Source organism: Paenibacillus sp. FSL R7-0340 (genome assembly GCF_038002205.1).
Lineage (GTDB): Bacteria > Bacillota > Bacilli > Paenibacillales > Paenibacillaceae > Paenibacillus > Paenibacillus polymyxa_B.
Genome location: NZ_JBBOBY010000001.1, coordinates 1,115,551 through 1,141,500, shown reverse-complemented (window position 1 = coordinate 1,141,500; position 25,950 = coordinate 1,115,551). Strand labels below are relative to the sequence as shown.

Sequence of the window (25,950 nt, the reverse complement as noted above, 5' to 3'; positions counted from 1 at the left end):
TCCATTGTTAAGTGCCCTAAAATAGCACATGCTGCTTCGGGAAGCCCGAAGCAGCATGTTTGGCAATGAGAATGATAATCATTTTTGCATCTATACAATTATTTTGGTTTAGAGAAACTTTTGTTTTATTATATACCTTTTCTTTTCCACTTGTAAACCAGTAATGGCCTAAATAAAAAAAGATACCCGCGCAAACACCGCAGGTATCCTCCATATTTAAAGTATCCTATTCAGGATTTGCAAAATTCGATTCCAGTCGCTCCAAAGTGCAATATATAGACGAACTAGACCATTTCGATCTATATATTGTTCATTGAAAGTCGCTTATTGGATTTTTGCAAAATCCTCTATTACATGAATTCGGGTTATCTTCAGGCTAAAGGAAACTTCCACGCATGGTTGTGTGCAGTTCCTGAAGTGTGCTGACGATCTGCGGGCTGTTGCAGTTCCAAACGCGCAGCCGCAAGGCGTGCAGCGGGAACTGCTGTGTCCGGGCAAATGACCCCCGTCAGCTCATTCTCCCAGATCGAAATCCCATCCAGAGACTGGTGAATTTCATCTATTGCTACCCATAAAGGAAGCTCGGGCTTTACACGCCGAACAGCTTCCATTATGCATTTTATCATATCACTAGTATTCTCATGACCATTGACATCGGATGGAATCAACTGATCCTCAGCCCTAATGCCATCGGATGAAGTTGGTACGACTTCTAAAATGACCGTATCGGCAAAGCGTGCCAGATCTGCAGCTTGAGCCACCTGCTTGATCTGTCGTGCGCCCACTTCGGACATGTGATTGGGGTTGGCTGACTCCCCCGACCGTGCGGCTGGCCTGTTCCCTGTTTGGCTTACGTTAGGCACCAAAGACGGATCAACTGTCAAAAGTACGCCTACCCGATATGGAATGCACCGAAGACGTTCGCATAAGGTCTGCTCCGCAACGCCGTCAATCCAGTCTCGGGTTGCCCGGAATTCGTCCACGTCAGCCGGATTGCGCACCATAATCTCCAGCTTGGGTTCCCCCCCCTGCCGCACGCTCCGTAACGCCGCACGCAGTAATGCCTCCAGCTGCATATCTTGCAGGCTTCCAAGACCCACTGCATTGTTTTGCTCAATTAGAGCTATAGTGAGTGGTGATCCGTTCAAAGACTCGAATAAGCCTTCATATTCTGTTTCCAGCAAACTGATAATTCGGCGGGACAAATGCTCACACAATCCAGGCAGGCCAGATGCCTGGTTAAAGGTTTTGTACGTGTCAGATGCACGAGAACCGGGAATAAGGATGGGATCGGGCTCCCCGTCAGGGGCATGAATCATCTGTCCAGACTCAGCTACGTCCAGATAGGCATAGCATAATTCCCCCACGCGGCCAGATGCCTGTGACAAGGGACCATGCAGAAGACTATAACCGTCAAAACTGCCTATTTCTGATGCTGTCTCTGTACTGATGCGACTCAAACTTGCAGGAGCATCGGCATAAATCCGTATGGAGGTACGCCTGTATTCATCGCTCCATTTTAGGAGTGTGCCCATTGCTTGCCCAATATCGTTGCTGTTATTCAGCATCGTTTCCCCAAGTAATTCCGGATTCGCAGCCATCAAAGCCTCCGCTCGACTGATTACGCCCTGCTCAGCTAAACCAACCAGCCAGCCCAACGGATCTTCCTCCTGCGTAGCAGATACTTCATGGCTGCCTGCCCTTAGCGTCTCCATAGCCAACCTCTGTGCAGCAGCCTCCGTACCCGACTCTGGAACTTTGAGATCCCGGCTGTTTTTGCCACCCAACAGCTCTGCGAATACATGCATCAGTTTAGCCTCCATGCTATTAATCCATCCTTTCTTCCGTCAGCAAGTTGGCACACACGAATTCGAGTACCCCTCCAAACAAAGAAAACGCTTACTCATTATGGAGCAACCGAATCTTACATGGGCCTTACCTGTAAAGCCCCTACCTTAACGTATTAGGCACGCCACACATTTATACATCTGGGCACAACCACCCTACATCCCAAAATAAATCTCTATACTGCTGGCACAAGACCACTCGAAAAAGGAACCTATAAAATAAACACCCCCGGTCTTCACAGGATGCCTATACATCCAATGCTAACCCAGGGGTGTTTATTTTTATTCGTAAGAACGAACCTTCAATACACGCATCACATTCAATACGGCTAGCAATGTTACACCTACATCGGAAAATACAGCCTCCCACATAGTAGCAATACCGAATGCTCCCAGCGTAAGAAACACAGCTTTGACGCCTAGCGCAAATATAATGTTTTGCCATACGATACGACGTGTGCGCTTAGCGATATGGATCGCCGTAACTAGCCTTGAAGGCTCGTCGTTCATGATTACGATATCTGCCGCCTCAATCGCAGCATCCGATCCCAAACCGCCCATCGCTACACCGACATCTGCCAGTGCCAGTACGGGTGTATCATTAATCCCATCGCCTACGAACAAAATTTTGTCGCTCGTTTTTTTACTTGTAGACAACTGCTCGATGGCTTCAGCTTTGTGCTGAGGTAACAGCTCTGCCCGTACTTCATCCAAACCCAGCTGTCGTCCTACAGCCTCGGCAACTGTCCTATTGTCACCCGTCAGCATGATGGTTTTAACCACACCCAACTTTTTCAGTGAAGCAACCGTTTGGGCTGCGTCTTCCTTAACCTCATCTGAAATCAGAATGCACCCAGCATACGTTCCGTCTACAGCCACATGTACGACCGTTCCTTCATCCAGCGTCCCTGCTTGCTGCGCCGCGTTAAAAGCCACATGCTCCCGCTCCATCAGCTTGGCGTTCCCGGCCGATACCAGACGACCATCTATTTGTGCCTGAATCCCGTGACCCGATATTTCACTATATTGCTGAACCCGTTCTGCTCTGAGTTCTTTACCGTAGGATTCACGCAAAGACGCAGCAATAGGGTGTGTGGAATGCAGCTCCGCCAAAGCGGCGGTTTCGAGCAAGCTTTCGTTTGTAAAATCTCCGGCAGGATAAATCCCTGTTACACGGAAAACACCTTTGGTGAGTGTGCCCGTTTTATCGAAAACAGCGTATTTCACATGATTCAGAGCTTCAAGATAGTTCCCGCCCTTGATCAGAATACCTGAACGGGAGGCTGCCCCGATTCCCCCAAAGAAGCCCAGTGGAATGGATACTACCAGCGCACAAGGACAAGAAATAACGAGGAAAACAAGCGCACGGTATACCCAATCTGCAAATTGTGCACCTGGCACAACAAGCGGTGGAACAACCGCCAACAACAGCGCTACAATAACCACTACTGGAGTATAGTATCTGGAAAATTTCGTGATAAACTTTTCAGTCGGCGCTTTTTTGGCACTCGCATTTTGCACTAATTCCAAAATTTTAGAGACCGCGGATTCACTAAATTCTTTGCTAACCTCTACCGTTAGAAGTCCGTTCGTATTGATAAATCCACTCAACACACTGCTTCCTGGCTCTACAGTACGAGGCACCGATTCACCAGTCAACGCAGAGGTATCCACATGCGATTTACCATCTATAACCTTACCATCCAGCGGGATCTTCTCGCCCGGCTTAATTACAATCAAATCCCCTATGCGAACGTCTTCTGGGGACACTCTCCGTACGGACTCAGCCGTCTTCAGGTTGGCATAGTCCGGTCTAATATCCATCAGATCACTGATGGACTTACGTGAACGGTTAACTGCAATGCCTTGAAACAGCTCTCCGATTTGATAAAAGAACATGACAGCTACGCCTTCCGGGTATTCCCCAATCGCAAATGCACCCACAGTAGCTAGCGTCATTAGGAAGTATTCGTCAAAGGCCATTCCGCGCACCAGGCTGCGTGCAGCCTGCAAGACAACATCACCGCCAACGATGATATATGCCAGTAAAAATAGGGCCAGCTTGCCTACACCTTCGACAGGTAACCACCAGGCAACAGCCGCAACGACCGCACCAATAGCCAAACGCGCAATCATGCGGCGCATACCGTCCGTACCGTGATCATGCGTATGTCCAGCGTGGCCATCATCTCCATGCGAATGTGAATGAGCGTGGGTGGCTTCACCATGTTCGTGCTCTGCATGGTGGTTGTGATGCTCGTGTCCATGATCGCCGTGGTTGTGTCCATCGTGCGTATGGGCTTGCTTGCCATGTGCTCCATGATGATGACCAGCGTGGCTGTGAGCCGCATGTTGCCCGACCTCGTGTGTATGCCCTTCACCTTCACCATCATGCTCATGACCGCATGCACAATCCTCTGTGCTGTCTGACTGTACTGCACCAGCATTGCTTCGGCTGTCTTCACGCAAGCGTCCACGAGCATTTTTTACAACCATTCGAACATGCGGCTCGAGTCTGTGAACCTTCCGTTCAGTCTGGCGAAAAACCTCTTCTTTTTGATCCGAACTTGTGGTCATCGTCAACGTTTTCGTAACAAAATTGACCGAGCAATCCAGGACCCCTTCTATTTTACTGACTCCATTTTCAATCTTTAGAGCACAGTTGGCGCAATCCAAACCTTCCAAAATCCATTCATGCCGTTCCGTTCTTTTTAGAGCATCCATAATCCATCGGCCTCCAATTAACTATATATGAGCAACTGTTCATATATTATTTGTTAAGGCCATTATATTCAGGATCAGGGTCAAAAGTCAATGACTCTAGCCCCTTTTTAACAAAAAAATCGACTTCAACGGACAAACGCCAAAAGAGCGCCAATCACTTGGCGCCCTACTGTTGTTTTATTCCAAAAAATCATTGATGTGATATGTGCTGATGGGTTTGCAAAAAGATCTGCTCCACATGATTATCATCCAGTGAATAAAACACCGTCTTGCCTTCCTTGCGTCGTTTGACAATACGCAGGTTGCGCAAATAGCGAAGCTGGTGGGATACCGCAGATTGTCCCATGTTCAACACCTGGGTCAGATCATGAACACACAATTCTTTTTGTGCCAGGGCATAAATCAGCTTAATCCGTGTCGGGTCACCCAGTGCTTTAAACAGCTCCGACATTTTGTATGCGATGGAATCCTCGACAAGGGAAGATTTTATGCGCTCGATTTCCTGATCTGAACCGTGACAAGCCGGCTCGCAATCCAAAGCTTCCGTTTCAGAATTCATCCTTTTCACCCCGTGTATTTCGACTTGATGCTTCTATTATAGCAAATTCGTAGAGTTTACGAATAGCTTATATTACAGCTTGCCCTGTAACAGAAAACTTCCAAGTTTCAATGCTTGCCTAACGCTATAGCTTTACACGACATAAAGCTTAATTCAACGTCTTTAATACTTCATCACTGTAAGGAATAATTTCTTCTATTTGTTGATCACGTAACTTCACCGCAAACGCTGGATCAACCAACAAAGCACGCCCAACCGCAACCAGATCAGCTTCCTCTCGTTCTACTTGCCCCACGAGTTGTTCTAATCTTGCCTCTACACTACTGGATTGATCGGTTTGACGATTATTATTTTTTTCCAAATCACTCAAAAAGGCCTTCTCCAAACCAATCGAGCCCACAGTAATCACTGGCTTGCCTGTTATCTTTTTGGTCCAAGCTGCCAAATTTAGATCAGACCCTTCAAATTCCGGTTCCCAAAAACGGCGGCTTGAGCAATGGAATATATCCACCCCGGCCTTCACTAATGGAGTGAGAAACTGTTCAAGTTCCTGTGGTGTCTGTGCCAGCTTTTCTTCATAGTGATACATCTTCCACTGGGAGAATCGCAGTACAATTGGGAAGTTCGGCCCCACTGCACGACGGCAAGCCTCAATGACCTCCACCGCAAACCGAGTACGCTGGACCAAATTGCCTCCGTATTGATCGGTACGCTTATTCGTTTTGTCCCAGAAAAATTGATCGATTAAATAGCCGTGTGCTCCATGAAGCTCAATACCGTCAAACCCCACTCGCTGGGCATCGGCAGCGGCCTGAGCATAAGCGGAGATAATATCCGCAATCTCAGCCTCCGTCAATGGCTCGACTACCTTTTCACCAGCGGGAGAAATACCGGACGGACCGACAGGCAATGCCTCGGGATTCGGTTGATTATCTGCACCTATTTTACGGGCCGTACCCACATGCCAGAGCTGCGGTATAATCTTGCCACCTACCGCATGAACCTCCTCAACTACCTTGGCCCATCCCTCTAATCCCTCTCCATAAAAATTAGGAATGCTTGTGTGCTCCACAGCTGCAGGATGATTAATAGCAGTGCCCTCCGTAATAATCAATCCAACTGCATTTTCCGCACGGCGACGATAATACGCGGCCACTTCAGGCCCTGGAATACCTTGAGGAGAAAAATTCCGTGTCATAGGCGCCATAACAATCCGATTGGGAAGAGATAAATTACCTGCCTTAAAAGGTTTAAACAGTAATTCTGTGTTCATTAATTTTTCCTCCGCTCTCCACTAGTATTATCGTTTTCACTCTACTGTTATACAATTCCATTTTACACATATGTAAACTTGAGTTCAAGAAGCCACAGTTTTATTTTTAATAAGCTACACAAAAAAAGAAGAAGCGGCTCTAAGTCCGCTTCTTCTTTCCTAATTCGTTTTTACTTGAGTGATTTTGCAAAAATCCTGACTTATTAGTGTGCTACCATGTTGTATTCCATAATCCATACAGAACCACCAACAATGGTCAACAGGATAACTACCCCGAAAATCAAAGTCATGACATTCCAGCGTGGTCCATTGCTTTCACGAATGTGCATGAAGAAGAAAAGCTGAACCAGAAATTGCAGCACTGCCGCGGCTAAAATAACAACCATGGTCGAAGTGCGGCTCAACATATGATTCATAACCACACCGAGAGGAATGATGGTCAGTACGATGGACAGAATAAACCCGATAACATAGGATTTCACTGAACCGTGAGAATCATCATGACCATGCGAACCCGCTCCTGTTTGATGCTGTGCCATCTACATCACCCCCATCAAATAGACGACTGTCAGCAAGAAGATCCAGACAGCGTCCAAAAAGTGCCAGTACAAGCTCAATGCCGAAACTTTGCCCTTCGTCTCTGGTGTAAGCCCGCGTTTCTTCAACTGGAACATGAGTCCAATCATCCAAACCAGACCTAACGAAACGTGAAGTCCATGCGTTCCGACTAAAGTGAAGAATGCCGACAAGAACGCGCTGGTTCCAAAATTGGCTCCTTCGTGTACCAACTCAACAAACTCGTAAACCTCAAAACCGATAAAACCAAGACCCAGGATCGCCGTCACGATTAACCAGTTAATTAATCCCTTCATGCTTCCTTTGTTCATGGCCAACACAGCCAGACCACTTGTGAAGCTGCTCGTGAGCAAGAGGAACGTTTCAATAATAACGCCCGTCATGTTAAACAGCTCTGCGCCACCCGGTCCTCCGGCTGTGTTGTTCCGAAGGACGACGAAGGTTGCGAACAAGGTACTGAACAGGATTACGTCCGTTACGAGGAAGATCCAAAAACCAAGCATCTTCAATTCTTGCGGATCGTGATGCCCGTGGTCATGATCATGGCTTTGGTGTGCTGCTGCTTGTGCCATTATACAGACCCCCTTATTGCCGCTTCCGTGCGTTTTACTTCATCCGCAGGGATATAGTAGTCGCCATCATAGGAGAAGAACGAACGGCAAATCATACAAATTGCCACACCGATCAACCCTGGAATATAGAAGAACGACCATCCGAATACGAACCCGAAACCTGCAATGAAAAAGAATACCGACATAATGAATGGAATCGCCGAGTTCTTCGGCATATGAATCGCTTCAATTGGCGGCTGCTTTCTGAAAATACCTTTTGCACGTTTATCTTTTTCTGCCCACCAGTCATCCCGTTCTTCTACTTGTGGAATGGTAGCAAAATTGTACTCCGGTGCAGGTGAAGGAATCGACCATTCCAACGTATGGCCACCCCAAGGGTCGCCTGTTGTATCCTTCAGCTTGCGGTAATTCTTGATGCCCAGAAGAATTTGAAGAACCTGGAACAAGAAACCAATCCCCATCAAGAATGCCCCAACGGTCGAAACGAGGTTAAGCGGCTGCCAGCCGGTATCCCAGCCATAAGTGCTCAGACGACGCGTCATACCCATCAGACCCAGAGAATATTGTGGAATAAAACATACATAGAAACCGATGTTCCAGAACCAGAAAGCCCATTTACCAGGCGTTTCAGGTAATGTGAAACCGAACATTTTAGGCCACCAATAGTACAGACCTGCCAAGTAACCGAACACTACACCACCAATCAGAGCGGAGTGAAAGTGAGCGATCAGGAAGTAACTGTTATGGAACTGGAAGTCAGCAGGCGCTACAGACAACATGACGCCCGTCAAACCAGCAATCAAGAAGTTAGGAATAAAAGCAATTGACCACATCATAGGGGTCTTGAATGTAATCTTACCCCGATACATCGTGAACAACCAGTTAAATACTTTAACCCCTGTTGGTATTGCGATAACCATCGTCGAAATCGCAAAGAATGCATTAACATCTGCGCCTGATCCCATCGTGAAGAAGTGATGCGCCCAGGTGAAGAAGGACAAGATCGCAATAATGAACATGGCGTAAACCATGGACTTGTATCCAAACAATTTCTTTTTGGAGAATACACTGATGACCTCGGAATAAATACCGAAAGCCGGCAAAACTACAATGTATACCTCAGGGTGACCCCACATCCAGATCAAGTTGATATACATCATCGGATTACCGCCGAAATCAAGCGTAAAGAAGTGTCCTCCTCCAAAGCGGTCAAGGAATAGCAAGGCTAAAGTAACCGTCAGAATTGGAAACGCGAAAATGATAATAACACATGATGAAAATACGGACCACGTAAAGACAGGAATCTTCATCCAAGTCATACCAGGTGCACGCATTTTAATGATAGTAACAATAAAGTTGATCCCTGTAGCCAATGAACCTATACCCGAAATCTGAATACCCCAGATATAGAAGTTCTGACCAACGCCGGGACTAAATTGCATTTCTGAAAGCGGTGGATAACTCAACCAACCTGCATCTGGCGAACCGCCGATAACGAAGGACAGGTTGAACAACATCGCTCCCATAAAGAAAAGCCAGAAGCTCAATGCGTTCAGGAAAGGGAACGCAACGTCGCGCGCACCAATTTGAAGTGGTACGGCAATGTTAAACAAACCAAACATCAACGGCATCGCCATAAACAAGATCATGATCGTGCCATGTGTTGTGAAAATCTGGTTGTAATGCTCAGGATGCAGTAGTGTAACATCCGGTGTAGCAAGTTGAACACGCATCAATAATGCATCCACGCCTCCGCGGAATAACATCAAGATGGCCGCAAGAATATACATAATACCGACTTTTTTATGGTCAACGGTAGTCAACCAGTTTTTCCAAAGCCAGCCCCATTTTTTGAAATAAGTGAGCACAAACACGATCCCGATCGTTGCTAGTGCGATGGAAACGTCCGCTCCATAGATCATCGGGTCTCCAGTAACGAAGAAAGTGGATGCAAACTCTTTTATTTTGTCAAGCATTGGGGGCCTCCTTCCCTGTAATCATTTAATGGTGTCCGCTCATATTCATATGACTCATGTCCATTGCAGCTTCATCTTCTGTATCGGACTTGGAAGAACCTTCTGTGGATGTGTGTCCGCCATGTCCAGCATGCGGGTTAGAAGCACCATCCACTACATACTTGCTTACAATGTCTTGGAACAAGCCATCTGGAATTGAAGAATACTCATCAGGTTGGGACAAACCTGGTTTTGCAAGCGCCAAATAGCCGTCTTTCGTCAGCGGCTTAGACTGCTTCTTGATGTTAGCGACCCAGTTTTTGTACTCTTCATCCGACTGAACCTCTACATCAAAACGCATTTGTCCAAAATGCTCACCGCTAAAGTTTGCACCCGAACCAAAGTATGTTCCTTCGTGGTCGGCCTGCAAATGCAGTTTCATTGCCATGCCTGACATGGTGTAGATCTGACCGCCCAATTGCGGAATCCAGAACGAGTTCATCGGGGCGTCGGCAGTCAGTTCAAAACGGACTGGAACACCTTTAGGAATGTGAATTTCATTGACTGTAGCAATACCTTCTTCAGGGTACATAAAGAGCCATTTCCAGTCCAGTGAAGTCACTTGAATGGTTACTGGCTTTTGTGTACTTGCCAACGGCTTGGAAGGCTCCAGCAAGTAGGTATATCTCGCAGTTATAACCGCAAGAATGCAGATAACGATGATTGGAATAGCCCACCATACGGTCTCCAGCTTTTTGCTGTCATCCCAATGAGGTTGGTACTTGGCTTTGTTATCCGGTGCGTCGCGATATCGCCAAATGATGAAAAAAGTCAAAATCATGACCGGTACAATCAGCAGTGCAGCCATAGACGTTGAAAGAATGATCAGCTCTTTTTGTGCTTGCCCAATAGGTCCTTTTGGATCGAAAACAACGTATTTTCCGCCAGCATAAAAACACGTCCAAATGAGCAATGCTACCGTGAGCACGGTCAAAACCAACGCAATAATCGCTTTTGGTTTTTTGTTCATGTTGTTCCCCTCTCCTTAAATAATAAATTACTCAAAACTTACGAACTCCTGTAATGTTGCCCTTATATAAGATAGCAGAAAAGCGGCCACTTTTTTTATTGTTAACAGAATTGTCGATTATTTGTCCGTTTTTTGTGAAAAACATCTCTAAAAATAAAATTTCTCTTGCAAATTCAAAATTTCTTATTAATACAAAGATGACATAATAAAAACGTTATTTGTGTATCTTAAAGAAGTTATATTAAAGAAAAAAGGGGACTCCTTACAGTTATCATCCTACACTGCTCGAAGCCCCACATTGTTGTTTTCGGTATATATTGCTTTAAATCATTTTTAAATTGTATTAACTGCGGCCGTTTTCCTGGTCTTCCTTCTTGCGTGCAATGACAAATGATTTCCCAACTAGAAAAATAAAAATCCCGGCAACAACGCAGCCAATACCTGTCATTAAATATATATTTCGATCAGTTAAATTACCTATATCAAGCAAAATAAGGATAATTCCTGCAATACAGGCGATCCAAGCGATAACAGATACCGTGCGGCTCATTTGGTTATCATTTGATCCTGATTTCCTAACATTCGAAGCCATACCCTCCACTCCCTCTGGTTTAAAATGGTTTAAAACGCCCTCGTCAGGTATTTTTTTCAGTATGCACACTTCTTATTTTTTTATTCCTGCTGTCTCTACATACTTGAAACAACCTGCATTCATCTTGGTTATTATTACCCCAGAGGGCCTCCTATTCAAACAAAAGGGAGCAGAGACAGGCGTAAATCTGCTTTATTTTCAAAACATCTCTTCGTTTAACGTCTGGTCTCCAACCAGTTATTACTTACTACATTTCGATACCAATAGTAACTTTCCTTCGGGGTGCGGACCTGTGTGCGGAAATCGACATGAATCATGCCAAATCTCATATTATATCCCTCTGCCCACTCAAAATTGTCCATAAGTGACCATGCCATATATCCTTTGACATGAAGGCCGTCATGAATAGCCCGGTGTACCTGCACCAAATGCTGCTGCATATACGAAATCCGACGGTCATCCTGAACCTTGCCATTCACGACATCATCGTTGATGCAAGCCCCATTCTCTGTGATATAAATATCGAGGTTACCGTATTTTTGCAAATAATGCAGTACCTCGTACAGCCCACGCGACTCCACTGGCCAACCGATATCCGTTACAGGTAGCCCCATATTGATTTCTTCAGATTGAAGGAACCCGGCTTCAGGATTAAAACGATTAACTGACATAGCATAGTAATTGATACCGATCATATCAATAGGCTCGCCGATAATATCCATATCCCCATCCTGAATAGGCACGGTGGCTCCCTGCTCCGCAAACCAGTCTACCAAAAACTGAGGATACGAGCCTTGATAAATAGGTTGAAGAAACCAGTCACTGTGCAGGGAAATGGTGCGCGCACAAGCGGCTTTATCTTCCTCAGATGTGCTGTAAGGAACAGCCCAGGAGACATTGGGAGCGATACCGATCTGGCCACTGGTGCCCAGCTCGCGGAAGCGGCGCACAGAAAGACCATGCGCAACTAGCAAATGATGTCCTACATCAATGGCTGTCTGAAGATTTGTCAGACCCGGGGCATGAACACCCAGCATATTGGATAAAAAGGCGATGCACCACGGTTCATTGAATGTTAGCCATTGGTGTATTTTACCGTGAAACTCGCGGAACATCGTTTCTGCAAACTGGACAAATGCTTGAATCGTGCGACGATTCTCCCAGCCTCCAGCATCCTGAAGCGCTTGAGGCAGATCCCAATGGTACAGTGTACAAAACGGTTCAATCCCATTTTCGTTCAACAAATCGACTACGCGATGATAATAGTCCAATCCTTCTTGATTAACTTCACCGTCACCATTGGGAAATATACGCGGCCAGGACACTGAAAAACGGTATGTACGAATGCCCAGCTCCTTCATTAGGCGGATATCTTCCTCGTAGCGATGATAGCTGTCACAAGCTACATTGCCGTTATCACCGTTGAATACTTTGCCAGGCGTATGGGCAAAGGTATCCCAGATCGACAAACCTCTCCCATCCTCCTCATAAGCTCCCTCGATTTGATAGGCTGCCGTCGCGGTCCCCCACATGAAGTCCTGCGGAAATTGAAAAATGGTCATAATGTCTCTTCCTCTCCTTTAATTATAATCGTATGTCCGTTCGTTATTTCCTGCTCTTTGGTAAAAATCCATGACAAAATGAATCCTCCGTGCTCAGGATCAGGCAGAGCCTGACGAGCATCTGCGCTAAACGGATGTGCACTGCGAATCGTGCAGCTTCCTGCTGAGATGGATGTGGCCAGTTCAGCACGGGCAAGCCGGGAACCGGACCATTCCATGCCGACCGTCATCCCGCCATGTCCCTTCAATCCACTGGCCCGTCCCTCCGCCCATGCCGTTGGCAGGGCAGGCAGTAACGTCAGCTCTCCCGGACGGCTTTGTAGCAGCATTTCTGCGATCCCCGCCGTCGCACCAAAATTACCGTCGATCTGAAAAGGCGGGTGAGCGTCGAATAAATTAGGATAGGTCGATCGCGACAGCAACGTGCGAACATACCGATGTGCGGCATCGCCATCTTCCAGTCGAGCATACAGGTTAATCAACCAGGCACAGCTCCATCCGGTGTGCCCACCACCGTGATCAAGCCGTCGACGCAGCGATATGCGGGCCGCCTCAGCCAGCTCCGGGGTATCACGGATGTGAATTTGTCGACCGGGGTACAACCCATATAGATGCGAGACATGCCGATGCCCAGGCTCCGCTTCCTCAAAATCGACAAACCATTCCTGTAACTGACCGTGACGGCCAATTTGATAGGGCATTAATCTGTCCCGTATCTCCTCGCAGCGGTTGCGAAACTCATCGTCTAATTCCAGCAGGTCCGCAGCTTGAATGCAGTTACCCAACAGCTCCCGAATCAGCGTCATATCCATGGTGGAGCCCATAGATATACTGCATTCCTCGCCGTCCGGCGTTTTGAATTTATTTTCAGGTGATGTGGATGGGGATGTCACAAGCCAACCCTCCGGGCCTTCCACGAGCCAGTCCATGCAAAAGGCTGCCGCCCCCTTCATGAGTGGATAAGCTTGTTCTGCCAAATAGGCTGTATCCAGGGTAAACAGATAGCGCTCCCATAGATGGGCGGTCAGCCATACACCCCCAAGCGGCCAAAACGCCCAACTGGCATGGCCCCCTGAAGGTCCAGCGTATCTCCACACATCTACATTGTGATGAGCTGCCCACCCTTGAGCACCATAATGGATGGAGGCTACCCTCCGTCCCGTGCGGGCAACTTCTCCAATCATGTGCAGCAATGGTTCATGGCACTCGGCAAGATTGCATACCTCAGCGGGCCAATAGTTCATCTGAGCATTGATATTGGTTGTATAATTACTGTTCCACGGCGGCTGCACCCGGTCATTCCAGATGCCCTGAAGATTGGCAGGCTGACTCCCCGGACGCGAGCTGCCCATGAGCAAATAGCGGCCATACTGAAATAACAGCACCTCCAGCCCCGGGTCGTCCTGACCTTTCTGATAACGTTCTAATCGCAGATCGGTCGGTAGAACGGAGTCGTCGGTTAAAGTATCACCTCTCAGTTCTAATACAACGCGGTCAAACAGCTTTCGGTGATCCTGTTCATGGCGTTGCCGCACCTGCTCACTTCCCAGCGAAATTGCTCCGTCTAAAATGACTTGACATGCTTCTGCTGACTCCGTTGCATCACTATTCGGCATAGTGTGAAATCCCCGAAATCCGGTAGCTGCTGCCAAATACACCGTGATTTTATCCGCGCCTGAGATGATCAGTGCTCCATCAGCACCCTTCGTCAAGGTTCCTCCCTCGGGAATAACCCTCGCCTGAACTGCAAAAGCCATCCCCAAATCATTTTCATAAACAACAGACTGTGGATGATCGCCGTGATAATTAGATTCCACATGACTGGGCGCTCGTCCAGTCAACGTAATAAAGTCACCGGACGGCTCCTCGGATGGAGCGTCCTCCTTATCGCTATCCCATTTGGATGAATCACCAAAATGTATATCCTCTCCAACCTCGTCTTCACAAGGATGGAGGGAAGTGATGCGCACGGATGCATGGATCTTCCCAAGCTTATTCGCAGTCAGTGACACCATCATGACTCCATCTGGCGCACTGGCGATAACTTCACGGGTATAGCAGACTCCAGCACTCTGAAAAGTGACCGCTGCCGTTCCGGTCAGCAAATCCAGTTCCCGTTCATAATGTGCAATTTCCCCTAGGCCCTCCTGCGTAATCCACAAATCTCCCAAAGGCTGATAGGCTTCCGTATCGCGACCTAGCATATTCGCATTAATCAGTTGTTCCGCTTCCTTGTATTTTCCATCTGCAATCAGCTTTCTGACAGGCTGCAAATATCGCAATGCATCATACTGAACGCCGTCTCTGGGAAATCCGGACCAGAGCGTATCCTCGTTTAATTGCAAATGCTCCTCTCTGATTCCGCCAAATACCATAGCTCCCAGCCTTCCGTTACCGACTGGCAATGCTTCCTCCCATACCTCAGCAGGCTGGCGATACCATAAACGCAGGGACTGTGGTCTTTCGCTTTTCGTCACATCAAACCCTCCCCCATCAAGATGAAACAGAGCGCTAATCCCGTATGGACCACAAGGACAAGCGCTCTGTCATTCCGGCATTCAAAATTTCGTTAAAAGCAGTCAGCTATTTAGAAGCCTTGCCACTCCATAACTCCACTCTGTCCTTCACCAGTTGCGTGTATTGCTGTTCCATTTGGACAGCTCCGGCGGCATCCAGTTCTTTAATCATGTTGTCGTATACCGTATCAAAATTGGAAGCCGGTGCTAAAATAGCTTCCGGTATACGTTTGCGGATAATGTCTGTCGTTTTTTTGAATGTAACGTTATAGCTGGATTCATTGTCTGTTGTCAGATTATAGGCTGCGCCCCAAGGCTTTACATCAAATTCTTTCTTGTCCGGGAACAGATCTTTCCACGTTTTTACGCCATACGCTTTAAGTGATTCTTTCTCCGGCTTCGAATAAGCCGCGATAATTTGTTCCGGGAATTTCGCAGTATAGTAGTTACCTGTAGGGTCCTTCACGCCGTCACCATAGTGTCCGCTGATGAGCGTGTACAAATCTATACCCGTAGATTTATTGAAGTTGGTTGTATTGTTCGTTTTTTGTTCCAGTACATCAGCAGGAATGACACGTTTGCCGTCTTTAATTTCATAATGCTTGCCTTCGATCCCCCAGTTCACTAGCACCTGTCCTTCATCGGAAGCTAAATAATCAAGGAATTTAATAGCCCGCACCGGGTCCTTGCAATTCTCTGTAATACCTACTCCATAACCGGACGTGAAGCCCGTATCCTGAAAGGAACGATCCTTGTATTCCTCCGAAAGTGTAACTGGAAAATGCGCGTAGCTGGATTCGGATTTACCTGACGCTTTTAACGCATTTTCGGCATCCTGATAACCCCACTCCTGGTCGATCAGACCGAGGACACGGCCGCTGGCAATTTTGGATTTGTATTGATCACTTTTCTGCACAAACGAATCTTTATCGAGCAGTCCTTCATTGTACATGTGGTTCAACCAACGGAAATATTCCTTTTCTTCCGGACGTTTGTAATGAAGCTTCGCTTCAAATGTTTTGGGATCAATAAAATATTCACCATCATCCGGCGCTCCAGTCGTCTGGAAGGCAGGATTCGTTACGGTAATCATAATTCTCCAGTCGTCTGCATCCAACGTGAGTGGGATCGTTTTTTTGCCATTGATCGTCGGATGTTTGGCTGCATAGGTTTTGAGTACGTTTTCATAATCCTGTAGCGTTCTTACCTTTGGATATCCTAGCTCCTTGAGCACCTTATGCTGAATTTCAAATCCCCCCGTCGCGTCAAAACTCTCCTGTCCCACACCTGCATACGTAGGAAGGACATAAATGGATTGATCTTTATTACTGTATTTCAAACGATCCATATAGGGTCCATATAGCTTTTTGAGATTGGGTGCATGATCGTTGATCAGATCTGTCAGATCAATCATGGCCCCCGCATCCACAAGCTTGTTAATATTCGCTTTAGGAGAAACCAAGTCCGGGTATTCTCCACTTGCTGCCATCAAAGCAATTCGGTCATCTCCACCTCCACCGCTGACATCAAATTCCGCATTCAAGGTTACACCTGTTTTTTTGGTGATTTCCTTGCCTATTTCATCCTTCATTCCGTTCCATTGTGGGCTTGTATCTGCTCCGAAGAAGCTAAACGTAATCGGGTCTGTGCCGCTGGATGTGCCTTCCTTCGCTGCTTTATCGCTTCCTCCACAACCTGCGAGTGCGGTAAGGGACACCGCGAGCAAGGGAATCAGTGCAAATCTGGACCAGTGTTTTTTCATGTATAAATCCTCCTATATTCCTATGATGACTTCTCCTGCAAATAACTGCTATTTTACTACCGGAATCCTGTCTTTTATGATTTCACTGCCCCCAGTGTCATCCCGCCTACAAAATATTTTTGCAGGAACGGATATACCATCAGGATGGGGAGCGTAACCGTAATCGTGATTGCCATTTTAATCGACTCTGGTGAAATTTGAGCCATTTGCTTAGCCATATCGTTACTATTCGTCATACTGGAGCCGCCTTGCTGCGTACTTTGCAGTATCTTCATCAGCTCATACTGTAGCGTCGTCCATTGCGGCGCCCCACCATTATACAAATACGTATCAAACCAAGCATTCCACTGACCTACTGCCAGAAAAAGAGCAATCGTTGCCAATACTGGTTTGCACAGCGGCAAAATAATTCTCCAGTAAATCGTAAAATCATTCGCCCCATCGAGTTTGGCAGACTCCTGCAACGCATATGGCAAACCGTCCATAAAGGAACGAATGACAAACACGTTAAATGCGCTAATTAAGCCTGGAAAAATGTACACCCAAAACGAACCCAGCAGATGCAGATCACGCATCAAAATAAACACGGGCACCATCCCGCCAGAAAAATACATCGTCAACGCCAAAAACGTAGAAATAAACTTACGAGCGCGAAACTCGACCCGACTCAATGTAAAAGCAAGCATAGACGCGCAAATCAATCCGAGTACTGTTCCGACCAAAGTACGAAGAATAGATATTTGCAGTCCCTGAAGAAGGCCATCGTACTGGAAAATCGTTTTGTAATTTTCGAGCGTAAATTGGCGGGGCCATATATAAATTCCACCGCGAACCGTGTCCGTTGAATTGTTCAGGGAAATCGCAAGTACGTTCAGAAACGGGTACAGCGTCAACACCACGATCAGAGCCATGAGGATATAATTGAACAGGTCAAACAGCTTCTCAGACCGGGTAGCATTAAATGCCTTATTCGTCATTTCGCTTCTCCCTCCCTACATGATGCTTTCTTTGGTCAGTTTTTTGAATATACCGTTCGCCGTAAACAACAGCAAAATGCTAACCAGTGAGTTGAAAATACCAATTGCCGTCCCATAAGAGAAGCGACCCAAATTAATCCCGTAATTGAGCGCGTACAGATCCAACACCTCGGAATAATCCGTCACGAGACTATTGCCAAGCAAGAACTGCTTTTCAAAACCATTGCTCACCAGATGCCCAATCGCCATAATGAACAGAACGGCAATCGTCGAGCGGATACCCGGCAGTGTAATATGCCACATCTGTCTCCAGCGGCTCGCTCCATCCACGCGCGATGCTTCATACTGTTCTTGATCAATTCCGGTGATTGCAGCTAAATAAATAATCGTATTCCAACCTGTCTCTTTCCATATGTCGGAAGCGGTTACAATGTACCAGAACCAGCTCCCCTTTGCCATGAACTGAATCGGCTCATCCACAATATGAAGCGCTACCAATATATCGTTGACAATGCCTCCGTCAATGGACAGCATTTTCGTGACCAATCCAGCCACAACTACCCAGGATACAAAATGCGGGAGGTAGGATATCGTCTGCACAAACCGTTTGAACAGCATTCCCCGCAACTCGTTTAACAGAATTGCAAAAAAGATCGGTACGACAAAACCAAATATAATCCCCATCAGGCTCATCGCCAGTGTATTACGTAATACTAGATAAAATCGTTCGTCCTGAAATAACTCAATAAAGTTATTCAACCCTACCCATTTCTGGTCCGTAAAGGATTTAGCTGGCTTATAATTTTGAAACGCCATCGTCCAGCCCCAGAGCGGCAGATAGCTGAAAACAAACACCCATATGACGAAAGGAATGGACATAAAATAAAGATACTTTTGCTGCTTCACACTGTCCCACAAGCCTTTTCTACCACGTTCAGGCTTCGGTCCGCGAGCCTTGCGCGGTCTTCCCCGGTTGGATTCAGGAATCACAGCACCATTGTTGGAAGCGGTTTCAGTTGAAGATTCCATAACAAGCTCCTCCTCATCTCTAGATACTATTATCATACTTTGCTGGCTTGGAAGCGGGTACCCGACGAATTAGGAGAAAAATCAGTTCAAAATTAGATATATGAGGGGTCTCTATGCCTTCCAAGCATAACTTTTTTGCGGATTCCAAACAAAATCGATCCTATAGTGAAAGATGACTAAAATTGTATTGGGGTTTACATTATAATCAAACTTGACAAACTTATTGGATGGAGGAGACTTTATGGAAACTAACGTAATAACATTACCTCTTTTTCATGTTGCAGGTTACAGAATCGAAGCCAATATTAATGAATTTGAGTCTGGTCTTGGCAAGAGCATCTATCATTCATTAATTGAAAGAAAAGATGAAATTCGGGACAGGAAAAATGAGAATGTAATTTTAATGCAAATTTATCCCATGAAGCCTGATTTTAATCCTCAGGTAGATAAGTTTACAAATATAATCTGTTATGAAATAAGTAAACTAGGTGAGGTTCCATTAAATATGATAAGTCATACTGTAAATGAAAGTAAGTATGTAACTTTCACACATAAGGGGCTTGAATCGGAGCTTGATCATTCGTATGACTACATATATGGCCAATGGATTAAAGATACCGGAAATGAACCGAAGGATTACGATTTTGAAATTTGGGGTGAGAAATATAATCCAGAAAGTTCAGACAATGAGATTGAATTATTTATAGCATTGAAATGAACGAGACACAACAATAGCCCCCAACACAAAATGTGTTGAGGGCTATTGTTTGCTTAGGTCAATCTATTCCTAGTTCACAGGCTCGGATGATCCAGCTCATACAGGTTGCGGTATCGGGGCTGCTCCTGCCAAAGCTTTTCATGACTGCCCCGCATGGAAATGACCCCTTTTTCCATAAAAATCACCTCGTCCATATGCTCCATTCCTGTCAGATGATGCGTGATCCAGATCAATGTTTTGCCCTTCAGCACACGAAACATCGTCTGCATGAGTTCATGCTCTGTCAGTGGGTCAAGTCCCACTGTTGGCTCATCCAGCAAAACAATCGGGTGATTTTGCAGCAAAATCCGCGCCAGTGCAATTCGCTGTTTTTCTCCACCGGAAAAACGAAGACCCGTCTCCTGCATTCGAGTATCGTAGCCCTCCGGTAAAGAATCAATTAGGGTTCCAAGCCCCACCTGCTCTGTTACTGCACGAACCTCTTCCAGCGTAGCATTGGGTCGTCCTAACCGAATATTATTCGCTACCGTCGTATCGAATAAATACGGCTGCTGGTTTAGCACCGCAAATAAACCGGAGTATGCTCCACCTGTATATACGGGAATCCCTGCGACAGTGACGCTACCTTCATCAGGCTGCAATGCTCCCTGAATCAGGTTCAGCAGCGTGGACTTGCCCGCACCACTGCGGCCAAGCAATGCAAGCTTGCCCCCCTGCGGTACGTGCAGGGAGATATTACGCACGCTCCATTCCTGCGTTGCCGCATAGCGGTAGCTTACGTTGTTCAGCAGCAGGTCTCCTCCGAGGCCCAATCGCATAGCGGTAGCCTGTTCCTCTAGAATGTCTGCTGTTCCGCCTGCTCCCGGTGTAGGTGTGTCTTTCTCCGAATCCTTTAACCGTCGAAGTGAATCCTGATACTCCGGTGCATGAACCACCGCTTCTCCAGCGCGAACGAAGGCATCCAGCAATGGAAAAGCCACAAGGGCAAAGGATGCCAGCCATGTGGCTTCTATACGATTCTGTGCTACCAGTCCCCCGGCCCACACAGTCATAATCACAATCCCGCCGCCTACAACGCATTGTGCGATCCAATGAGAACGCCACTCGCTCCGGCGAAGTGAATTCTCCATCACGGCAGCCCTATTGTGCCGTTGTGTAAAGGTACTCAGGAAATGCCCAGTCCGTCCGCTCAGCACCAGATCACTCATGCCGAACAGAGCATCCGTCAGCTCCTGATAGGCTTTACTCCGTTCCTGCTTGAACATTCGCCGTTTGGCGAGTGAGGTCCATAGTGAGATAGCTGGGGCAATAAAAAGCAAAAATCCGCCATATAGCGCCATGAGCAAGGCAAAGGTTCCGTCCATCCGTCCGAGCGCCAAGATGCCTGCTGCATAAATCAGCAAAGCCGATAGCGCAGGCAGAACTAGCTTCAGATAGATGTTTTGAAGCTGCTCAATATCCTCTGCCAGCAATCCTAATAGATCCCCTGTACGGAATTTGCTGCGAATCATCAGCGCCTGCGGTTCTACTGCCCGATATAAGCGTACCCGCATACGGGACACCAGACGCAGTGCGGCATCATGCCCTACCAAGCGCTCCAGGTACTGAATAACCGCTTTACTAAAGCCAAATGTTCGCACAAGCACAATTGGAACGTACACCATTAATATATTTTCCGGTTTTAAGGCCGAACGGGTAATCAGATGACCGGACGTAAAGAGCAACGCGCCCGCACATCCAATGGCCAGCGCGCCCAAAAGAGCAGCTACCAGAAAGGCCCAAAAATATTGTCTCAGATACGTCACAAACCAGCCTTGTCTGCTATTGTCCGTTACTCTCATATCGTCCGTTCCCTCCTTCCGATATCCCCGTCAGCAATCGGTAATATGCTCCCTTACGGGCAATCAATTGCTGATGGGAGCCTACTTCTTCCAGGCGACCTTGATCCATCATCCAGACACAGTCCATTTCTGGCATCCAATGAAGCCGGTGGGTGGCAAGAAACATTCTCTTATGTTTCAAAACCGATAAAATCGTCTGTTTTAGCTCCCATTCTGTCTCAATATCCAGATGGGCCGTAGGCTCATCCAATAAAACGACCGGACGATTACTGAGCAATGCCCGCGCCAATGCAATCCGTTGCGCCTGCCCTCCGCTCAGTGTCCGACCTGCTTCACCAATGGGCTCATTCAATCCACCCGGAAGACCGTCTACCAGTTCACGCAGTCCAACCGCGTCAATCGCCCACTCTACCTGCTGGTTGGATGCCTCCGGTTCATAAAAGCGGATATTATCTGCCAGAGAAGCGCTAAACAGGTATGGATGCTGTGGAATATAGGCAATATGCCGTTGCCATTCAGCTTTGGCAACCCCAGCCAATCCGCATCCATTCAGGAGCAGCTCACCCGAAGTGGGATCAGCAAAGCCGCCAAGCAGACTGAGCAGCGTCGTTTTACCTGCACCGCTAGCTCCAACGATGCCGATCATGTTCATGAGCGGTTCAACATTTGCAGACACATGTTCGAGCCGAGCCGAACCGTCTTCATTAAGGAGGCACACATCAGATAGCTCGAGACTATCCTGTCCCGTGATGTCCAATCTTTTATCGCTAGCTGCCTGTTTATTCGGCTCGTTCGCATCATCTTCTGTACTGAGAATGGAGCGTATTGCTCCCCAAGCCTCCTTACCATCCAGTGAAGCATGATAGTCTGATCCCAACTGGCGTATGGGCATAAAATATTCTGGTGCCAGAATAAGCACCGCAAGCGCTGCCTCCAGACCCACCGAGCCACTAATCAGGCGCAGCCCCAAGCCTACCGCGACAAAAGCGACCGATAGCATACTAAAAAAATCGAGGGCAAATGAGGAAAGAAACGCTACCCGCAGCGTGCGCATCGTTGCCGTGCGGTATTGGTCGCTGACCTTCCCAACCGATTCCCCATGCTCTTGGCTACGCCCCAAAAACCTTAGTGTCTGAAGTCCACGCAGCGAATCCGTGAAATGGTGAGATAACAAACGATAGGAACGCCATTGCTTGTCTGCCTGCTTCCGCGCTGCCAAGCCGAGCAAAATAAAGAAGCCCACCAGAATCGGCATCGTAGTCGTCAAAATTACACCTGAAATGACATCCAATGTGAAAACATACACAAGCACAAGTATAGTTACAGCCATCATGTCAATCATTCGAGGAATGGACAGTTCCAAATACGTGCGAAAACGATCCATGCCGTCCAGCGCTAGCGTCACCAACTTGCCGCTGCCTTCCTGCGCTGCAAAACCCGGCCCCCGTTCGAACAAACGTGCAAGCAGACGCTCCCGTAAGGAAGCGCCTGAAGCTTCGGCAAAACGGCCGGCTGTCCGTCGTTGCAGCCAGATCATCGTATGCCTCATTGCAAAAGCAGCGAAAAACAACGCCAGTGACGGCCAAGCCATCACCAGCGGATTTTTATCAAATAAAATCGTAACAGCCTTTGCCAAGAAGACTGCTTGTGCAATCACAGCAGCCCCCTGGAGCAGGGAAAGGGCAGCCAGTAGCAGCATTACTGGCCGAATGCCCTTTAATTCTAACCATGCCTTATCCATTAGTATTCCAAATGATCCTTCTCACTGAGACGCTTATGGAAAACAAAATAGCTCCACGCCTGATAAGCCAGCACAAAGGGTAAAAGCGTTGCTGCAACAATCGTCATGGCTTTCAGTGTGTAATGACTGGAGCTTGCATTATAAATCGTCAAATCAAAAGCACTGTTAATCGAGCTCACCATAAATCTTGGGAACAAACCAACGAATAACGAAACGAAGGTCAGCAAAATCAATGCACCTGTCATCCCGAAGGCCCATCCTTCGCGGCCCTGCTTCAGGAAGTACCACGTCAGCACATAGGCGACAATTCCCACTGCTACCGCAGCATACATAAAGGGACCGCGACGTGCAAATAAATCCGTTGCAAAATAAGTCCATACCACCATGCCAGCGAGTAAAATGCCCAATACCGGAAGAAATTTGGACGCAATCACGCGAGCACGATCCCGTACTTCTCCAATCGTCCGCAGGGAAATGAACGTCAGCCCATGCATTAGGCACATTCCGACCACTGTCAGTCCAATCCATACGGTGTATCCATTGAACACATCGGAAAATCCAGCTTTCAAATCCATGTTTTGCTGAATAGGTACACCTTTCACCAAAGCCGCAAAAGCCATACCGAACAGCATCGGCGGTAGAAAGCTACCAATCAGAATGCAGGCATCCCACGTTCCTGTCCACCATTTCCCTTCAGCCTTGCCGCGGAACTCAAAAGAAACTCCACGCAAAATCAAACCTAGCAAAATAAAGACAAATACCAGATAATATCCGCTGAACATAGTTGCATAAAAATGCGGGAAAGCGGCAAACATCGCACCTGCTGCTGTAATCAGCCACACTTCGTTGGCATCCCAAAATGGACCAATCGTATTGATCATCAAACGTTTTTGTTGGTCATTGCGCGGTACCAATCCCGTGGCCATCCCCACGCCAAAATCAAAGCCCTCCAGAAAAAAGAAACCGGTAAACAACACTGCGATCAATAAGAACCATAAATCATTTAGCGTCATTATTGTCACCCCCTTGGGCAAATGGATCATGAATTACCGTTTGCTGATGTGGCTCGATATCTGGACCTTTGCGAGCCGTACGGTAAAACAGAAATGCCAGCACACCTGTTAAAATTAAATACAATGTGGTAAATGAGATGAACGAGAACAGCACTTCTCCTGCCACAACCGTGGGCGAAACAGAATCTTTTGTTTGAAGCAAACCAAATACAGTCCACGGTTGGCGACCTATTTCGGTCATGATCCAACCAGCAGTATTCCCAATGAATGGAAGGGATATCCCCCATATCATAAGACGGAAGAACCAGCGATGTGAACCTTCCAGCTTTTTACGGAACGTCAGGTAAGTACCGTATAAAGCGAGTGCAATCATGCCACATCCCGCCGCAATCATAATACGGAAACTCCAGAACGTGGTACGTACTGGCGGGATATAATCACCCGGACCATAGGTTTTTTCATATTCTGCTTGAAGCTCATTCATACCAGGCACAGAGCCGGAAAATTTACTATAAGATAGAAAACTCAGAGCAAAAGGAACTTTAATTTCAAAGGTATTTTCCTTCTTTTCAGGATCAATACCCGCGATAACTGTCCAAGGAGCGGGGTCACCGCTGTTCTCCCATAAGCCCTCACTGGCAGCCATCTTCATCGGTTGTGTTTTCACTAAATATTGAGCCTGACCATGACCAAACAAAGGAATAGCAATGGCACTGATTAAGGCAACAATAATGCTCAATTTAAAAGAAGGTTTAAAAAAGTCCATATTCTTTTTGTGCATCAGCTTCCATGCACTGATACCCGCGATAAGAAATGCCCCCGTTGCAAAAGCAGCAAACAACGTATGCGGAAATTCCCATAACAGTTGTTCATTCGTTAACAGAGCAGCAAAATCTTTCATTTCTGCACGTCCATTTTGAATCTCATATCCTACTGGACGCTGCATGAATGAATTAGCAGCTAGAATCCACAACGCCGATAACATCGTACCGATAGATACCAGCCACATACAGATTAAATGGACCGTTTTGGACAATCTTTCCCAACCGAATACCCATAATCCGATAAAGGTCGATTCCAGGAAAAATGCAAGTAGCGCTTCAATCGCCAGCGGCGTACCGAATACATCACCCACAAAACGGGAAAAGTCCGACCAGTTCATCCCGAACTGGAATTCTTGCAAAATCCCGGTGACTACGCCCAGTGCAAAGTTAATCAGCAGAAACGTTCCCCAGAATTGAGCCATTTTTTTGTACAAGTCATTTTTTTTGATAACATACATAGTCTCCATAATTGCCACCAATAACGACAATCCAATGGAGATCGGCACATAAACAAAGTGAAGAATCGTTGTGGTTGCAAACTGCAACCGTGCCAAATCCAATACGTCCATGATGTTGCTCCTCCCCCTGCACTTCTCTTAACATTGATTTATAGTGTCTGTAATCTGAAGTCTTCTACATTTGTGATAGTATTCACATTCTTACATATGCAGCGGTCACTTTTTAGAAAATGACTCACTCAACTACCTTCACCATGGTTGTCATGATCCGGCTTCAGATTATCCCCATTATATAGAATAAATTTAAATGAAATAGAATCGAAAATGTGAACATCGTGTCAAATATGTGTCATAACGATGGCGATTTGATGAAAACGGCCT

At 46.8% G+C, this 25,950-nt stretch carries 20 protein-coding genes; 1 reads left to right on the top strand and 19 read right to left on the bottom strand.

The genetic code is table 11. The annotated features are described in order from the left end of the window. Positions 1–16 precede the first annotated feature (16 nt). The 15 genes from MKX59_RS04955 to MKX59_RS04885 all read right to left on the bottom strand — a co-directional run bounded on the left by MKX59_RS04955 (position 17) and on the right by MKX59_RS04885 (position 18,974). Positions 17–214 carry a hypothetical protein gene (locus MKX59_RS04955; RefSeq protein WP_071558240.1) on the bottom strand — a complete coding sequence of 66 codons (198 nt, stop codon included), beginning with the start codon at positions 212–214 and terminating at the stop codon, positions 17–19. A 157-nt stretch (positions 215–371) separates the two neighbouring features. Further along, positions 372–1,823, bottom strand: coding sequence for a PEP-utilizing protein (locus tag MKX59_RS04950; protein ID WP_340857724.1), 1,452 nt, complete (start codon positions 1,821–1,823; stop codon positions 372–374). A gap of 306 nt (positions 1,824–2,129) precedes the next feature. Continuing rightward, entirely contained in the window at positions 2,130–4,571 is a 2,442-nt protein-coding gene (locus tag MKX59_RS04945) for a heavy metal translocating P-type ATPase (protein WP_340857723.1), read from the bottom strand. Positions 4,572–4,761: 190 nt separating this feature from the next. After that, positions 4,762–5,130 carry an ArsR/SmtB family transcription factor gene (locus MKX59_RS04940; protein ID WP_007432172.1) on the bottom strand — a complete coding sequence of 123 codons (369 nt, stop codon included), beginning with the start codon at positions 5,128–5,130 and terminating at the stop codon, positions 4,762–4,764. Positions 5,131–5,278: 148 nt separating this feature from the next. Then, on the bottom strand, positions 5,279–6,403 hold the full coding sequence (locus MKX59_RS04935; RefSeq protein ID WP_023990325.1) for an NADH:flavin oxidoreductase: 1,125 nt from the start codon (positions 6,401–6,403) through the stop codon (positions 5,279–5,281). Between the two features lie 203 nt (positions 6,404–6,606). After that, complete coding sequence (gene cyoD, locus MKX59_RS04930) at positions 6,607–6,942, bottom strand: cytochrome o ubiquinol oxidase subunit IV (RefSeq protein WP_023990326.1); 336 nt, start codon at positions 6,940–6,942, stop codon at positions 6,607–6,609. Next, a complete protein-coding gene (cyoC, locus tag MKX59_RS04925; RefSeq protein ID WP_023990327.1) occupies positions 6,943–7,551 on the bottom strand; it encodes a cytochrome o ubiquinol oxidase subunit III in 609 nt (202 codons plus the stop codon). Next, the gene (locus MKX59_RS04920) at positions 7,551–9,527 is read right to left on the bottom strand and encodes a cbb3-type cytochrome c oxidase subunit I (protein ID WP_023990328.1); all 1,977 of its coding nucleotides are present in this window, start codon (positions 9,525–9,527) and stop codon (positions 7,551–7,553) included. The genes cyoC and MKX59_RS04920 overlap by 1 nt, the downstream gene beginning before the upstream one ends. Before the next feature lie 25 nt (positions 9,528–9,552). Further along, a complete protein-coding gene (gene cyoA, locus MKX59_RS04915; protein ID WP_023990329.1) occupies positions 9,553–10,536 on the bottom strand; it encodes a ubiquinol oxidase subunit II in 984 nt (327 codons plus the stop codon). Between the two features lie 343 nt (positions 10,537–10,879). Continuing rightward, entirely contained in the window at positions 10,880–11,128 is a 249-nt protein-coding gene (locus tag MKX59_RS04910; RefSeq protein WP_013311984.1) for a hypothetical protein, read from the bottom strand. Positions 11,129–11,343: 215 nt separating this feature from the next. Next, a complete protein-coding gene (locus MKX59_RS04905) occupies positions 11,344–12,690 on the bottom strand; it encodes a GH1 family beta-glucosidase (protein ID WP_023990330.1) in 1,347 nt (448 codons plus the stop codon). Continuing rightward, positions 12,687–15,167 (bottom strand): glycoside hydrolase family 95 protein, encoded by a 2,481-nt coding sequence (locus tag MKX59_RS04900; RefSeq protein ID WP_340857719.1) that lies wholly within the window; start codon positions 15,165–15,167, stop codon positions 12,687–12,689. The genes MKX59_RS04905 and MKX59_RS04900 overlap by 4 nt, the downstream gene beginning before the upstream one ends. A gap of 106 nt (positions 15,168–15,273) precedes the next feature. Further along, positions 15,274–16,968 carry an ABC transporter substrate-binding protein gene (locus MKX59_RS04895; RefSeq protein WP_023990332.1) on the bottom strand — a complete coding sequence of 565 codons (1,695 nt, stop codon included), beginning with the start codon at positions 16,966–16,968 and terminating at the stop codon, positions 15,274–15,276. A gap of 74 nt (positions 16,969–17,042) precedes the next feature. After that, a complete protein-coding gene (locus tag MKX59_RS04890; RefSeq protein ID WP_023990333.1) occupies positions 17,043–17,945 on the bottom strand; it encodes a carbohydrate ABC transporter permease in 903 nt (300 codons plus the stop codon). 15 nt (positions 17,946–17,960) lie between these two features. Next, complete coding sequence (locus tag MKX59_RS04885; RefSeq protein WP_023990334.1) at positions 17,961–18,974, bottom strand: ABC transporter permease; 1,014 nt, start codon at positions 18,972–18,974, stop codon at positions 17,961–17,963. A 241-nt stretch (positions 18,975–19,215) separates the two neighbouring features. Between MKX59_RS04885 and MKX59_RS04880 the strand changes: the two genes are divergently transcribed. Continuing rightward, entirely contained in the window at positions 19,216–19,692 is a 477-nt protein-coding gene (locus MKX59_RS04880; protein ID WP_023990335.1) for a GyrI-like domain-containing protein, read from the top strand. A 74-nt stretch (positions 19,693–19,766) separates the two neighbouring features. Here the strand turns inward: MKX59_RS04880 and cydC are convergent, their stop codons facing one another. From cydC to MKX59_RS04860, 4 genes are read right to left on the bottom strand one after another with little or no spacing between them, the layout of a single operon-like run. Further along, a complete protein-coding gene (gene cydC, locus MKX59_RS04875) occupies positions 19,767–21,533 on the bottom strand; it encodes a thiol reductant ABC exporter subunit CydC (protein ID WP_340857716.1) in 1,767 nt (588 codons plus the stop codon). Then, positions 21,514–23,274, bottom strand: coding sequence for a thiol reductant ABC exporter subunit CydD (gene cydD / locus MKX59_RS04870; protein WP_340857715.1), 1,761 nt, complete (start codon positions 23,272–23,274; stop codon positions 21,514–21,516). The genes cydC and cydD overlap by 20 nt, the downstream gene beginning before the upstream one ends. Further along, positions 23,274–24,287, bottom strand: coding sequence for a cytochrome d ubiquinol oxidase subunit II (cydB, locus tag MKX59_RS04865; RefSeq protein WP_053326115.1), 1,014 nt, complete (start codon positions 24,285–24,287; stop codon positions 23,274–23,276). Before cydB ends, cydD begins: the two co-directional genes overlap by 1 nt. Then, on the bottom strand, positions 24,274–25,680 hold the full coding sequence (locus MKX59_RS04860) for a cytochrome ubiquinol oxidase subunit I (RefSeq protein WP_028541817.1): 1,407 nt from the start codon (positions 25,678–25,680) through the stop codon (positions 24,274–24,276). Before MKX59_RS04860 ends, cydB begins: the two co-directional genes overlap by 14 nt. Positions 25,681–25,950 lie beyond the last annotated feature (270 nt).

What these genes read in the sequence shown, in the direction of transcription:
- MKX59_RS04955 (WP_071558240.1), bottom strand. Translation starts at nt 214, where the DNA reads ATGGAGGATACCTGCGGTGTTTGCGCGGGTATCTTTTTTTATTTAGGC.
- MKX59_RS04950 (WP_340857724.1), bottom strand. Translation starts at nt 1,823, where the DNA reads ATGGAGGCTAAACTGATGCATGTATTCGCAGAGCTGTTGGGTGGCAAA.
- MKX59_RS04945 (WP_340857723.1), bottom strand. Translation starts at nt 4,571, where the DNA reads ATGGATGCTCTAAAAAGAACGGAACGGCATGAATGGATTTTGGAAGGT.
- MKX59_RS04940 (WP_007432172.1), bottom strand. Translation starts at nt 5,130, where the DNA reads ATGAATTCTGAAACGGAAGCTTTGGATTGCGAGCCGGCTTGTCACGGT.
- MKX59_RS04935 (WP_023990325.1), bottom strand. Translation starts at nt 6,403, where the DNA reads ATGAACACAGAATTACTGTTTAAACCTTTTAAGGCAGGTAATTTATCT.
- cyoD (WP_023990326.1), bottom strand. Translation starts at nt 6,942, where the DNA reads ATGGCACAGCATCAAACAGGAGCGGGTTCGCATGGTCATGATGATTCT.
- cyoC (WP_023990327.1), bottom strand. Translation starts at nt 7,551, where the DNA reads ATGGCACAAGCAGCAGCACACCAAAGCCATGATCATGACCACGGGCAT.
- MKX59_RS04920 (WP_023990328.1), bottom strand. Translation starts at nt 9,527, where the DNA reads ATGCTTGACAAAATAAAAGAGTTTGCATCCACTTTCTTCGTTACTGGA.
- cyoA (WP_023990329.1), bottom strand. Translation starts at nt 10,536, where the DNA reads ATGAACAAAAAACCAAAAGCGATTATTGCGTTGGTTTTGACCGTGCTC.
- MKX59_RS04910 (WP_013311984.1), bottom strand. Translation starts at nt 11,128, where the DNA reads ATGGCTTCGAATGTTAGGAAATCAGGATCAAATGATAACCAAATGAGC.
- MKX59_RS04905 (WP_023990330.1), bottom strand. Translation starts at nt 12,690, where the DNA reads ATGACCATTTTTCAATTTCCGCAGGACTTCATGTGGGGGACCGCGACG.
- MKX59_RS04895 (WP_023990332.1), bottom strand. Translation starts at nt 16,968, where the DNA reads ATGAAAAAACACTGGTCCAGATTTGCACTGATTCCCTTGCTCGCGGTG.
- MKX59_RS04890 (WP_023990333.1), bottom strand. Translation starts at nt 17,945, where the DNA reads ATGACGAATAAGGCATTTAATGCTACCCGGTCTGAGAAGCTGTTTGAC.
- MKX59_RS04885 (WP_023990334.1), bottom strand. Translation starts at nt 18,974, where the DNA reads ATGGAATCTTCAACTGAAACCGCTTCCAACAATGGTGCTGTGATTCCT.
- MKX59_RS04880 (WP_023990335.1), top strand. Translation starts at nt 19,216, where the DNA reads ATGGAAACTAACGTAATAACATTACCTCTTTTTCATGTTGCAGGTTAC.
- cydC (WP_340857716.1), bottom strand. Translation starts at nt 21,533, where the DNA reads ATGAGAGTAACGGACAATAGCAGACAAGGCTGGTTTGTGACGTATCTG.
- cydD (WP_340857715.1), bottom strand. Translation starts at nt 23,274, where the DNA reads ATGGATAAGGCATGGTTAGAATTAAAGGGCATTCGGCCAGTAATGCTG.
- cydB (WP_053326115.1), bottom strand. Translation starts at nt 24,287, where the DNA reads ATGACGCTAAATGATTTATGGTTCTTATTGATCGCAGTGTTGTTTACC.
- MKX59_RS04860 (WP_028541817.1), bottom strand. Translation starts at nt 25,680, where the DNA reads ATGGACGTATTGGATTTGGCACGGTTGCAGTTTGCAACCACAACGATT.